The organism is Novosphingobium sp. NFX11 (genome assembly GCF_057376415.1).
Window position 1 is genome coordinate 700,118 of sequence record NZ_CP080384.1, and the last position, 12,128, is coordinate 712,245.

A 12,128-nucleotide genomic window follows, 5' to 3' on the forward strand; every position below is an offset into this window, starting at 1 on the left:
ACCCCCGCCTTCGCGGGAATGACGAGGTAGGAAGACGACGGACCGGCCGGGCGCACCCCGCGCCCTCAATTCTCCCCGAACAGTTCCCGCTGCGAGGCTTCGATTTCCTCGAAGTAGCGTCGCCTCGCGTGCCGTTCGGTCACCACGCCCACGACGTTGCCGACGCCGTCCACCACCGCCAGTTCGTCCGCCACGGCAAGGTCGAAGGCTTTCAGCATCGCCCGGATGTCCGTGACCGGCGATAGGGTGTTCGCCTGCAGCGTCGCCAGCGTGCCCACTTGTGTATCGGGCGCCAGTTCGGGATTGTACGCCGAAGCCGTCGCCACGATCCCGGCGTAGTGCCCCTCGTCATCGAGCAGGATCGCCTTGCTCGTCGAACCCAGCGGCACTTGCGCGCGGAAGTCTGCGACCGAGAGGCTGGCCGCTGCGCTCTTCCAGTCCTTGCGCATGATGCGCCCGGCCGTCAGCGCCAGCATCCAGCCGATATCGCGCGGGGACCGGATGATCGAGCCGCGCACGTGCAGGCGCCAGGTGGAGAACGAATAGCCGAAGGTCTCGCGGGTCAGCGCGCTCGACACCAGCGAGGCGGTCAGCACAACGCCCATCAGCGCGAAGTCGTGGGTGGTCTCCAGCATCAGCATGGCGAGCGTCATCGGGCCGCCCACCACCGAGACCGCGAGCGCCGACATGCCGACCAGCGCGGCGTCGTTGATGTCGAGCGCGATACCCGCCATCGATGCGAGCGCGGCGAAGATCAGCCCGACCAGCGAGCCGATGAACAGCGAGGCGAAGAACAGGCCGCCGCGAAATCCGAAGGCGATCGAGATCGCGGAGGCCAGCACCTTGAGCACCAGCACGGTGACGAGGAACTGCAGCGCCGGTTGCATCGCGATGTTGAGGTGCATCGCCCCGTGCCCGGCGGAAAGCGTCTGCGGGGTCACCATGGCGAGCGGCATCAGCAGGAACCCGCCGATCACCGGCTTCCAGCGCGCGATGCGACCGCTTGCGCCCTGCATCTTCTGCTCCGCGAAGGTGACGAGACGCATCATCGCGATGCCCACCAGCGCGCAGGCGAGGCCCAGGATGGTGTAGATGAAGTAGTCGCCGGTGGTCAGCGTCCGGTCGGCGGCGGTGGCGATGAGGTAGGGCTCCACTCCCAGCGCCCGCGTCACGAAGGCGGCGCCCAGCGCGGCAGCCACGACCGGAGCGATCGCGGCGGGCGTATATGTTCCGATGACGATCTCGAAGGCGTAGAACGCGCCCGCCAGCGGCGCTCCGAACGCGGCGCCGACCGCTGCGCCCGCGCCCGCGCCGACAAGGGTGCGCATGTCCGAGCGGCGCAGCTTGAACCACTGCCCCAGCACCGAGGCGACGCCGCCGCCCATCTGCGCATAAGCCGCCTCCAGCCCCACCGATGCACCCGCGCCATTGGAGAGGATCGTCTGGACCGAGATCACCAGGTTGTCGACGAAGGGAATGCGGCCGCTGTGCAGCGCGTTGGCCTCGACGACGTCGATCGGGGCGCGGCGGCGGGCTTTCAGGAAATGCGTCATTGCCACCAGCACCAGCCCGCCCAGCGGCAGCGCCAGTAGGCGCCACCAGTTGCGGATCTCGCCGAGCGCGCTCAGCCGGTTGTCGCCGATGCCGTAGAGCAGTCGCTGGATGCCGTGGGCGATGAAGCCCTGCAGGTTCGTTAGCCAGCCCGCCGCCAGCCCGGCGACGAGGGCCAGCACGATGAAGGCCATTTCGCTCGACCGCAGCCGCTGGCGCTGCCGGATGGCCAGGGCCTTGAGAGCGTGAATCCCCATGCGTCGCATCGGGCCGATTGGGCCGGGCAGGGAGGGGGAGTCAAGCGGAAGTAAGATGGGAAAAGACCCACTCCCAGCCCCTCCCGCAGGCGGGAGGGAGAAACAGCGGCACGCCCTCCCGCCTGCGGGAGGGCCGGAAGGCTTGGGAGCGCAGCGACCTAGCCGTACGGGGTGGGTGTTCGCTTACTTCGGCGGCATGCGGATCGCGCCGTCGAGGCGGATGCATTGGCCGTTGAAATAGATGTTGCGCACCAGTTCGAGCACCAGCGAGCCGAACTCCTCCGGATTGCCGAGACGGCGCGGGAAGGGCACCGCCTTGCCGAGGTTCTCGTACACTTCGGGCGCATGTTCCTTGACGCGCAGCATTGGCGGCGTCGCGAAAGTGCCGGGCATGATCGCGTTGACGCGGATGCCGAGGTCCATGAGGTCGCGCGCCATCGGCAGGACCATCGCGTTCACTGCGCCCTTGCCGCCGCCGTAGGCGACCTGACCGATCTGTCCGTCCTCTGCGGCGGCCGAGGAGGTGAGGATGATCGTGCCGCGTTCGCCGTCATCGTTCAGGGTCTCGGCCGTTGCCATGCCCAGCGCCGCGATCGAGGCGACGCGGTAGGAGGCGGTGAAGATTCCTTCGGCCGACTTGGCGATCTGCTCGGTCGGCGTGCGCTTGTAGCCGCCGGTCTTCTTGTCGAACGAGACGGTCTTGCCGCCGCCCGCGACGATTGCGCAGTGGACGACGATGCGCTCCTGCCCATGGGCCTCGCGCGCCTTGGCGAAGCCGGCCTCGACGCTCTCCTCGCTGGTGATGTCGACGTTGCAGAACACGCCGCCGATTTCCGCCGCGAACGCTTCGCCCGCGTCCTCGCTGATGTCGAAGATGGCGACCTTAACGCCTGCATCGGCCAGCGCCTTCGCACTCGCCCGGCCAAGGCCCGAGGCGCCGCCGGTGACCACGGCGGCAAGGGTGTTGTCGATCTTCATATTCATCTCCCCAGATCGTATCGAGGGTCTGGCTAGCGCAGCCCGCTCCGCCGTGTCGCGGCGGCGATGCTAACCCGGCGCAAGTATCGCTCGGGCGTCCCGGACCACGGGCTTTGCGGTCGCGGGGAACCGAGTATGGCGCGGCGTATTCTGCCTGATGCCCTGCCGTGAGGAATTCATCATTGCGTAACCGCCTGCTCGTCTTCCTCTGCCTGACCGCGCTGCCGTCGATGGTGCGGGCCGAGGACCGCGACTACTGCCCCGATCGTCCGGGCATTTCCACGCCTGCATGCACGCTCGGGCCGGGCGAATGGTCGGTCGAGGTGGGCGTGGGCGACTGGACCCTGAACCGGGATACCAGCCAGCGGCAGGACGTGATCCTGCTCGGCGATACCCTGCTGCGCCGTGGCATCGCCGAGCATGCCGAACTGCAGGTGGAGTGGTCGGCGCTCGGCCTCGCTCGTACGAGGGATCGGGCAAGCGGGGGCGTCGATCATGTGACGAGCGTAGGTGACGTGACGCTGGCGTTGCGCCGCAATCTGATCAATCCGGACGGCTCCGGCTTTTCGATTGCGCTGATGCCCTTCGTATCGCTCCCGGTCGGACGCGAGCCGGTCGGCGCCGGGGACTGGGCGGCGGGTCTGCAGGTGCCGCTGTTCTACGAACTTACTGATGCGGTGAGCCTCGTCACCACCACGGACTTCGAGGCTGCCGTGGACGAGGATGGCCACGGGCGGCACTTCGCGTTCGACGAGGCAGTAGGCGCTGCGCTGAAGCTCGACGACAGCCTGACCGCTACGGCCGAATACCAGCTGACGGCGGATCGCGATCCGCAGCATCGCCATGTCGAGCATCTCGCCGGATTGTCGCTCGGCTGGCAGCCGGCGGACGATCTTCAGCTGGACGTCGGTGCCAATGCCGGACTGGATAGGGATGCACCCGACATGGAGGTGTACTTCGGGGTGTCGCGGCGGTTCTGACGCCCGTGGGTCAGAGTGCCTGATCGGCCGGGGCAAAAGTGCGGAAAATCTGCCGCAGATCGTCGCGGCGGGTAAGTGCATCGGCCAGCGTGTAACGATCAAGCACGTCGAGAAAGGCACGTGTCGCCTCGTTGAAGACGCGCGGAAGGGTGCAGGCGGTGTGCACTATGCAACTCGTGCAGTCGACCAGCTGGAAGCCGGTTTCGGTATGGCGTACAACCTCGCCGACGGTGATCTCGTTCGCCTGGCGACCCAGCCTCAGCCCGCCGCCACGACCGCGTACGGTTTCTAGAAACCCGGCCTGGCCAAGATCCTGCACCACTTTCATAAGATGATTGCGTGAAATGTCGTAAGTCTGCGCGATCTCGGCGATCGAGGAGAGGTCCCCTTCGTCCCTCGCACCGACATGCAGCAGGACGCGCACGGCATAGTCGGTGTAACGGGTCAGTTGCACGCAGGCGTTCCGAAGCTGTTCATCGGATACTCATGCCGTGCAAGTGCAGTGCGATGCAACCCGTGCCGATACAATGTCTCATCACGGGGCGGTCGGACGGCAGGCGGTTCGTCGCCTGCCGTCCGCATTTATCGTTCAGAACAGGGCAATGATTCCGCGCGAAGGGTCGACGAGGCCCTCCCAGATCATCTTGCCCGCGACCCACAGGATCACCATAAGACCGACGTAGGCGAGCCAGCGATAGCGCTCGATCACGCGGGCGAGCACGTTGGCGGCAATGCCCATCAGCGCAACCGAGAGGATCAGGCCGACGGCAAGGATGCCGGGGTGATCGCGGGCCGCGCCCGCGACTGCCAGCACATTGTCGATGCTCATGCTGACGTCGGCGACGGCGACGGCCCATGCCGCGCCGGCGAAGCTGCGTGGGGCGACCTTGGCGATGGTCGAATCTGGGTGCTCGTCGGTGTGGTCCTCGCGCAGTTCGCGCCACATCTTCCATGCCACCCAGACGAGCAGGAGCCCGCCCGCGAAGACGAGGCCGACGATCTGCATCAGCTGGCTTACCACGAGCGCGAAGGCGACGCGCAGCACCAGCGCGGCGATCACGCCGATCATGATGACCTTGCGGCGCATCGCGGCGGGAAGCCCGGCGGCGAGGGCGCCGACGACGATCGCGTTGTCGGCGGCCAGCATGATGTCGATCAGCACCACCTGCCCGAAGGCGGACAGCGCGGCCGGGCTGGTGATGTTGGAGAAGTCGGCAACGATGTGCTGCCACAAGTCGGTCATGCGGTATTGTCCCTGTTGGTCCACGCGCCGCGGATGGCCGCGACGAGGAGGTCTGCGTAGCGCCAGCCTACAGCGGCGGCGGCGATTGTGGAAAGGCTGTCCTCATGCTCGCGGCCGGGTCGGCCCGCGCCGGTGAGGTTGGGTTTGATGTTGACGTCGAACAGCAGGTAGGCGCCGGTCACGTCCTGGCGGCAGTCGATCCGCATCGGGGTGCGGATGCCGATGATCGCGGCGGCCTGCTCGCAGGCGGCGGTGACCACGACGATGGCCGGGTCAGCGCATTCCTCGCCCGTCATCGCGGCGCTGTTGGTGCTGACGGGCACGTCGCCGTTGTAGGGCGCGACGTCGTCATGCTGGTCGAATCGGCGGACCGGGGGAGGGCGAAGGGGCCGGTTGCCCCCTCTCGTCCCGCTGCGGGCATGACGGTGATCGTGATTTCCTGACCCGGCAGGAACTGCTCGATCATGATTGCGGTGCCGAATTTGCCGCCTGCGACGATGGCGCGGGTGCTCGCGATCATCTCTTCAATGCTGCGCGCGACGCTGACGCCCTGACTGCCGCGCCCGCGCAAAGGCTTGACCACCAGCGGGAGGTGCCCGGCGAAGGCGGCAAGCTGCGCCTCAATATCGGGCGCGGCGCCGTCGACCACCCAGGAACCGGCGACGGGCAGGCCCTCGGCGGCGAGGCGGGCGTTGGTGGCGGCTTTGTCGTCCACCTCTTGCATGGTGCGCGGATCGGCGCTGACCACCCATGCGCGGCGGCTGGCGGCTTCGATCGGGTGGCCGTCGAACACGACGGTGTTGGCCCAGAGCAGCGTCGCGCCTGCTGCCAGCGCGGCGTCGATGCCGTCGGGCGTGTCGGGCCAGACCCAGTCGAACACCGATGTGGGATCGGGATCGGCCACCGGCGTCACCAGCGTGCAGCCGACCGAGCGCAGCGCGACGCCCATGTCGGCGCCGCTGTCAGAATAGCCGCCGGGCTTGGCGTCCTTGCGCTGGCCGTCGATCACCGGCGGTTCGATCGCCTGGTAGAGGATGGCGATCTGTTCGCGGAAGGGATCAGGCATCTGGCGACCTCATGAACGTGAACGCGGCGGGCGCGCCGATGATGACCAGCACCACGCGGACGAGGTGGTGGACGACCACGAAGCTTGCCTCCAGTGCGAGGCTGAGGGCCACCATGCTCATTTCCGCCACGCCGCCGGGCGAGTAGGCCAGCGTCAGCAGCGCCGGGTCCAGTCCGGTAGCCCAGCCGATGCCGAATGCCCAGACGAAGGTTATGACCAAGAGGATCGCGGTCGATCCCGCCGCCAGCATCAGCGTGCGCAGCAGCGTCGGCAGGTCCAGCCCTACGAAACGGCAGCCGATCGTCGCGCCGAGGCCGACCTGCGCGGCGGCGATGGCCCATGCCGGGATGTGGAAGTCGCTGAGGCCCGTCAGGTGGACGGCGGCGCTGACGAACAGCGGCCCCATCAGGTGCCACGCGGGGAGTTTCAGCGCGCGGCCGATCACGCTGCCGACGATCATGCAGCCTAGCGCCCATGGCAGCAAGGTCCAGTCGGCCACGCCCGAAACCTGGGGAGGAAGCGGGGCGTGGCCGGTCTCCGCCTCGAACAGGCGGATGAGGAAGGGGAGGATGAAGACGACGAGGAATATCCGCGCGCCGTGTATCAGGCCGATCGTGCGCTCGTCCGCGCCGCGCTCGGAGCCGAGGACGACCATCTCGGCGATGCCTCCCGGCATTCCGGCGAAGTAGGCGGTGGGCGGGTCGAACTTTGCGATCTTGCGGAAATAGAAGACGCAGGCGATGGCGGCGCTGGTCAGGAACAGCGGTAGCAGTGCGATCGGCACGATCCACTGCGCCGCCTGCGCGGCTATGCCGGGGTGGAACGCACTGCCCAGCACGACGCCGAGCACGGCCGACATCGGCCTGCGGGTGGCGGAATTCGCGGCGATCGGCAGGCGCGCGATGCTGCCCGCCGCGCACGCGGTCATCGATCCCAGCACCCACGGCAGCGGGGCATGGATCGACCAGAAGAAGGCGCCGCCGCACGCGCCGACGGCGAGTGCGGCGATGAAGCGCAGGATGACGCCCAGCGTCCCCGCGTCACCGATGATCCCCCGCACCGTCATTGCGAGCCCCGCAGGGGCGCGGCAATCCAGAGCGGTGTGAGGCCGCCCTGGGTTGCTTCGCTATGCTCGCAATGACGAAGGGGGAGATCACTTCGAAGTACATCCATCGTCACCCTGAACTTGTTTCAGGGTCCATCCCCGGTTTGCGCCGGAGGGTCGTTTCGCCGGCGGAACCGGCGGCTTGCGGCCCGACGCTCCGGCCCACGGGGCCCGATGGACCCTGAAACGAGTTCAGGGTGACGGGGCGTGTGGAGAGAGGTCGGGCGCGCGAGGATCATGCTTAGCCGACGAACGGGAAGGCCAGCACCGCCATGCCCACCACGGTCATGACGAGGCAGCACAGCGCCGCCGGGACCAGCGTGAACTTCTGGTGGTCGGCCAGATCCACACCGGCAAGGCTCACCAGCAGGTAGGTCGAGGGCACCAGCGGGCTCAGCAGGTGGACCGGCTGGCCCATCAGCGAGGCGCGGGCGATCGCCATCGGCTCGACGCCGTAGTGCGCACCGGCTTCGGCGAGGATCGGCAGCATGCCGAAGTAGAAGGCGTCGTTCGAGATGAAGAACGTGCCCGGCAGGCTGATGAGCGCGGTGATCGGCGCCATGTAGGGGCCGAGGACCGGCGGGATCAGGCCGACGACTTCCTTGCTCATCGCCTCGACCATGCCGGTGCCCGACAGGATGCCGGTGAAGATGCCCGCCGCGAAGATCAGTGAGACGACCGAAAGGACGTTGCCCGCATGCGCGCTGATGCGCTCCTTCTGCGACTTGGTGTCGGGGTAGTTGGCGATCATCGAGATGGCGAAGGCCAGCATCATCAGGATCGGCAGCGGCAGCACGCCCCAGACCAGCAGCACCAGCAGCGCGATGACGAGCGCGCCGTTGAACCAGATCATCTTCGGGCGGCGCGCTTCGGGCCACTGCGAGACGGCGAGGTCGCTGGCTTCCAGTGCGGCGAGGTTCTCCACCTTGCCGATGCGGCGACGCTCCTTGCGGCCGAAGTAGATGGCGAGGCCGACGAGGAACGCGAGGCCCGCGATCATGCCGGGGATGAGCGGCAGGAACAGCGCGGCGGGATCGAGCTTCAGGGCGCTGGCGGCGCGGGCGGTCGGCCCGCCCCACGGCGTCAGGTTCATCACGCCGCTCGTCACCATCAGCAGGCAGACGAGGTAGAGGCGGTTCATGTCGTAGCGCTTGTAGAGCGGCAGCATGGCGGCCATCGTGATGATGTAGGTGGTCGAGCCGTCGCCATCGAGGCTGACGAGCGCGCAGAGCACCACCGAGCCGATCAGGATCAGCATCGGGTCGCCATGGACCAGCCGGATCAGCTTGCCGACCAGCGGGTCGAACAGGCCGGTGTCGGTCATCGTGCTGAAGAACAGGATCGCGAACAGCAGCATGACGCCGGTGGGCGCGAGGTTCTTGACGCCGTCGATCATCATGTCGCCGAGGCCCGCATGGAAGCCGGCGACGAGGGCGAAGAGGGTGGGCACGACGCTCAGCGCGACCAGCGGGGTCATCCGCTTGGTCATGATGAGCGTCATGAAGGTGGCCACCATCAGGAAGCCGATAAGGGCGAGACTCATTGTTGGTCCCCGGTTCTGGTCATGGTTTGAAAGGGAAAGGCTTAGAAGGTGACGCCGACGCGCGCGGTGAGCGTCTCGCCGTCATCCTTGCCGGTGTAGATTCCGGCGGTGTTCTCGGTGTTCCAGTGGATCGCGTTGACCTGGAAGCGCACGAAGCTGTTGAGATACCAGTTCGCGCCCAGCGTCGCCGCCCAGCCCTGAGCAGGCGTGGCGATGTCCTTGAATTCCAGGTTCTCGTAGCGCGCGGTCAACTCGATCGCGCCCGGGCCGCCGTCGAAGACGGGGCGCAGCACCTTGGGCTGGCCGAAGCTGCCGAGGCGCGGGTTGTAGGGCGGCAGGTCGCCGGTGATGAAGAACCCGCCCGAGACGCTCCATGCCTGAGTGACGAAGTCCGGGCGTCCGTTGTCGAGGCGCGCATGGCGTTCGCCCGCCTCGGCCATGACCCACAGCGGGCCGGTGTAGCCGCCGAGTTCCGCGCCGTAGCCGGTGGTGCCGGTGCCGCCGATGATGTCGCCGGTCGAAAGCCGCAGCGCGCCGTTGAAGCGGCCGCCGATCACGGTGCTCCGGCCCAGCGAGTTCTTGCCCGGCTGGAGGTGCTCGTCGAAGCCCCAGATGCCGAGGTGGAGCACCTGACGCGGGCTCTTGATCGGGTTCCAGTGCGCGCGCGCGATCACGGTGCGGTTGTCCGAGGTGGACTGGTCGCCGTCGATGCGGTCGCCGGTGACGGTCAGCGAGGCGTGGCCGGTCTTCCAGAACAGGCGCGGCATGATGCCCAGACCATAGAAGGCGCGCTGCGGGATGATCGCGGTGGCGACCACGGTGCGCTCGGCGAACGGGGTAGAGTCCGAACCGGTCGAGCCTTCGAAGCTGCGGTCGTTGAACAAGTGGCCGACGCGCACGTCGTAGTCGAGGCCGGGCGCGATCTTGTTCTTCCAGCCGATGAAGGCGGTGACGACATCGACCGCGTTCTCGGAGAAGTCGCTTTCGAACTGGTAGAACAAGTGGCTGCCGACAGTGCCCTCAAGGCCCATGCGCAGGGCGCGCATGCCGGTGGTCGTCAGGTTGCGGCCGTCGTATTTGGAGCCACGGGTGGTGCTGACGTCGGTGATGATGCGGCCGCGCGGCTTGAAGCTGAAGGTGCCGTCGCCCGAGTGGAATACCGGCAGGCCCTGACCCCATTCGGTGGTCACGTCGGTCGCGGCGACGGCGGTGGCGCGCACGCGCTCGATATCGCGCTCGGCCGGGCCGGGGGAAGGAGCTGTGCCGCATAAGGCTGGGTTGAGAGGATGGTCGGCGCGGCCTGCTCGGGTTCCGCGGCAGCGACTACGGGAGCGCTTTGCTGCGGCGCTGCTGCAGTGGTGCGGGTGGCTTCCAGCGCATCGACGCGCTGGCGCAGCGAGGCGATCTCGGCGGCCTGCGCGCGCACCAGATCGGCGAGTTCGTCGCGCGTCGGCGCTTGCGCCAGCGCGGGGTTGGCAACTGCCAGCGCAAGGAATGCTGCACTGGCCATCAGAGTACGGGTCATGGTTTTTGTTCTCTCCCTGTGACCAGAGCGGCGTTCCATTCGCGCAGGAATCGCTGCCGGGTCAGGTGATCCAGATTGACGAGAAGTTGAGGGCCGACGCGCACTACGCGCGTCTGCTGCGTAGGCAGGCGGCGGGCGGGTACGTCGGTGCGCACCGGCCACAGACTGTGCCGGGCAAGCTGGGCCTGCCCGGCGCGCGAAAGAAGGAAATCGAGGAACAGTTTCGCCGCCGCCGGATGGCGCGCGTCCCGTCCGATGAAGGCGATGCGCGAAGTGACGAGCGTGTAGTCCTTGGGGAACACCACACCCAGCTGCGGACTGCGGCGCGCCTGCTCGAGCGCGTAGGAGCCGATGACATTGTACGCGATCGCCAGCTTGCCGGAGGCGACGCCTGCCAGCATCGGCTGGGTGCTGATTTCCAGAACGGGGCGCGTCGCGCCGATCGCCTCGACCAGCGAGCGGGTGTCGCGCGTCGCGAGGAAGTCCTGTGAGAGATAGAGATAGCCGGTGTTGGAGCGGGCCGCATCGAACGTCGCGACCTTGCCGGTGAATTCGACGCGGCGGCGGCGCAGCAATTCCTCGAGTGCCTGATGCGTGCGCGGGGCCTGTGCGTCGGATATGATCCTGCGGTTGTAGACGAAGCCGATCGGCTCGGCGGTGACGCCGTAGCCCATGTTCTTCCACACCGCCGTTTCGGGCAGGGCGGGCTTCTCGGGGCTGGCGTACTGCTGCGCGTAGCCGTCGTTGATGAGCTTGATCTGCTGGTCCATCGCCGAGGACCACACGATGTCGGCCGAATACTGGCGGCTGCGCGTCTCGCGGGTGTAGCGCTGGTACATCTCGGTCGAGCCGATGTCGGCGTAGTAGACCGCGATGCCGGGGAAGAGCCGTTTGAACTCCGCCACCACCGGCACCATCTCGGCGCGGTCGGCATTGGCGTAGATGCGTACCTTGCCGTCGGCGCGGGCGTCGGCGATCAGCGTGTCGTAGCTGCGCGGATAACCGGAGGGCGCTGCGGCGCCTCGGGCTTCTGCGCAGCTGCGGGTCCGGCCAGAAGGACCGCTAGTGCCAGAACAGGGGTGAAAGAACGCATTGTCGACTCCTCTCGCTTTCCGCCTCTATGTTCGGATAAGCAGCGCTCGATGATGTACGTTTTCAACCTGTCACTGACCTTTCATGGATTTCGATCGTGAGAATCCTCATCGTTGAAGACGACGCGGCACTGGCACGCGGCATCCTTTCGCTGCTGCGCGCGGCGGGACACGCGGTCGATCACGTGGCGGGCGGGGAGGAAGCGCTGTCGGTTTCGGCGACCGAGCCGTATTCGCTGGTGATCCTCGACGTCGGCCTGCCCGACATCGACGGGTTCCAGGTGCTCGCTCGCCTGCGCGCGCGGGGCGACCAGTCGCAGGTCCTGATGCTGACCGCGCGTGACGGCCTCGACGACCGGGTGCGCGGCCTCGACCTCGGCGCCGACGATTACTTGCGCAAACCCTTCGAGGTTGAGGAACTGGAGGCCCGCGTGCGTGCGCTGGGCCGCCGCCGGGGCGGCGACGCCGCGCCCGAGATCGCCATCGGGGCGATGACGGTGAACCGCTCTACCGGCCGCGTCGAGGTGGCGGGGCGTCTGATCGAACTGCGCCGCCGCGAATGGGCGGTGCTGGAGGCTCTGGCGGCGCGGGCGGGCCAGATCGTCAACCGCGAGACCCTGCAAGCCGAGGTCTTCGGCTTCGACGATCCGGTCGGTTCCAACGCGCTGGAGGTCAACGTCACCCGCCTGCGCAGCAAACTCGCACCCGACGGCCCAGCGATCCGCACCGTGCGCGGGGTGGGTTACATGCTCGACCCTTCGACAGGCTCAGGGTGAGCGGATGTTGCGC

Annotated in this window: 11 protein-coding genes and 1 pseudogene; 2 read left to right on the forward strand and 10 right to left on the reverse strand. The window is 67.5% G+C overall.

Annotated elements, in window-relative coordinates; translation table 11 throughout:
* Positions 1-65: 65 nt before the first annotated feature.
* Together KZO24_RS03675 and KZO24_RS03680 are read right to left on the reverse strand one after the other, a co-directional pair.
* Complete coding sequence (locus KZO24_RS03675; protein WP_370424749.1) at positions 66-1,817, reverse strand: chloride channel protein; 1,752 nt, start codon at positions 1,815-1,817, stop codon at positions 66-68.
* Positions 1,818-1,991: 174 nt separating this feature from the next.
* A complete protein-coding gene (locus KZO24_RS03680; RefSeq protein ID WP_271184764.1) occupies positions 1,992-2,786 on the reverse strand; it encodes an SDR family oxidoreductase in 795 nt (264 codons plus the stop codon).
* 182 nt (positions 2,787-2,968) lie between these two features.
* Between KZO24_RS03680 and KZO24_RS03685 the strand changes: the two genes are divergently transcribed.
* Complete coding sequence (locus tag KZO24_RS03685; protein WP_271184765.1) at positions 2,969-3,766, forward strand: transporter; 798 nt, start codon at positions 2,969-2,971, stop codon at positions 3,764-3,766.
* A 10-nt stretch (positions 3,767-3,776) separates the two neighbouring features.
* Here the strand turns inward: KZO24_RS03685 and KZO24_RS03690 are convergent, their stop codons facing one another.
* The 8 genes and pseudogenes from KZO24_RS03690 to KZO24_RS03725 form a co-directional block, all read right to left on the reverse strand.
* Positions 3,777-4,220, reverse strand: a complete 444-nt coding sequence (locus tag KZO24_RS03690; protein ID WP_271184766.1) for an Rrf2 family transcriptional regulator — start codon at positions 4,218-4,220, stop codon at positions 3,777-3,779.
* A 135-nt stretch (positions 4,221-4,355) separates the two neighbouring features.
* Positions 4,356-5,009, reverse strand: coding sequence for a YjbE family putative metal transport protein (locus KZO24_RS03695; protein WP_271184767.1), 654 nt, complete (start codon positions 5,007-5,009; stop codon positions 4,356-4,358).
* The gene (locus KZO24_RS03700; protein ID WP_486486886.1) at positions 5,006-5,332 is read right to left on the reverse strand and encodes a hypothetical protein; all 327 of its coding nucleotides are present in this window, start codon (positions 5,330-5,332) and stop codon (positions 5,006-5,008) included. The genes KZO24_RS03695 and KZO24_RS03700 overlap by 4 nt, the downstream gene beginning before the upstream one ends.
* Positions 5,302-6,075: a hypothetical protein gene (locus KZO24_RS03705; RefSeq protein ID WP_486486887.1), complete on the reverse strand. Its 774-nt coding sequence runs from the start codon at positions 6,073-6,075 to the stop codon at positions 5,302-5,304. Before KZO24_RS03705 ends, KZO24_RS03700 begins: the two co-directional genes overlap by 31 nt.
* Positions 6,068-7,141: an AbrB family transcriptional regulator gene (locus KZO24_RS03710; protein WP_069708054.1), complete on the reverse strand. Its 1,074-nt coding sequence runs from the start codon at positions 7,139-7,141 to the stop codon at positions 6,068-6,070. The genes KZO24_RS03705 and KZO24_RS03710 overlap by 8 nt, the downstream gene beginning before the upstream one ends.
* Positions 7,142-7,421: 280 nt before the next feature.
* Positions 7,422-8,723: a CitMHS family transporter gene (locus KZO24_RS03715; RefSeq protein ID WP_271184769.1), complete on the reverse strand. Its 1,302-nt coding sequence runs from the start codon at positions 8,721-8,723 to the stop codon at positions 7,422-7,424.
* 41 nt (positions 8,724-8,764) lie between these two features.
* Positions 8,765-10,248, reverse strand: a pseudogene (locus KZO24_RS03720) (porin).
* Positions 10,245-11,153 (reverse strand): ABC transporter substrate-binding protein, encoded by a 909-nt coding sequence (locus tag KZO24_RS03725; RefSeq protein ID WP_486486888.1) that lies wholly within the window; start codon positions 11,151-11,153, stop codon positions 10,245-10,247. The pseudogene KZO24_RS03720 and the gene KZO24_RS03725 overlap by 4 nt, the downstream one beginning before the upstream one ends.
* Before the next feature lie 284 nt (positions 11,154-11,437).
* On the opposite strand from KZO24_RS03725, the gene KZO24_RS03730 reads away from it, so the two are divergent.
* Positions 11,438-12,115, forward strand: coding sequence for a response regulator (locus KZO24_RS03730; protein ID WP_271184771.1), 678 nt, complete (start codon positions 11,438-11,440; stop codon positions 12,113-12,115).
* The last annotated feature ends 13 nt before the right edge of the window (positions 12,116-12,128 follow it).

Excerpts from the sequence above, each read along its gene's own strand:
- KZO24_RS03675 (WP_370424749.1), bottom strand. The coding sequence starts at position 1,817 with ATGCGACGCATGGGGATTCACGCTCTCAAGGCCCTGGCCATCCGGCAG.
- KZO24_RS03680 (WP_271184764.1), bottom strand. The coding sequence starts at position 2,786 with ATGAAGATCGACAACACCCTTGCCGCCGTGGTCACCGGCGGCGCCTCG.
- KZO24_RS03695 (WP_271184767.1), bottom strand. The coding sequence starts at position 5,009 with ATGACCGACTTGTGGCAGCACATCGTTGCCGACTTCTCCAACATCACC.
- KZO24_RS03705 (WP_486486887.1), bottom strand. The coding sequence starts at position 6,075 with ATGCCTGATCCCTTCCGCGAACAGATCGCCATCCTCTACCAGGCGATC.
- KZO24_RS03710 (WP_069708054.1), bottom strand. The coding sequence starts at position 7,141 with ATGACGGTGCGGGGGATCATCGGTGACGCGGGGACGCTGGGCGTCATC.
- KZO24_RS03715 (WP_271184769.1), bottom strand. The coding sequence starts at position 8,723 with ATGAGTCTCGCCCTTATCGGCTTCCTGATGGTGGCCACCTTCATGACG.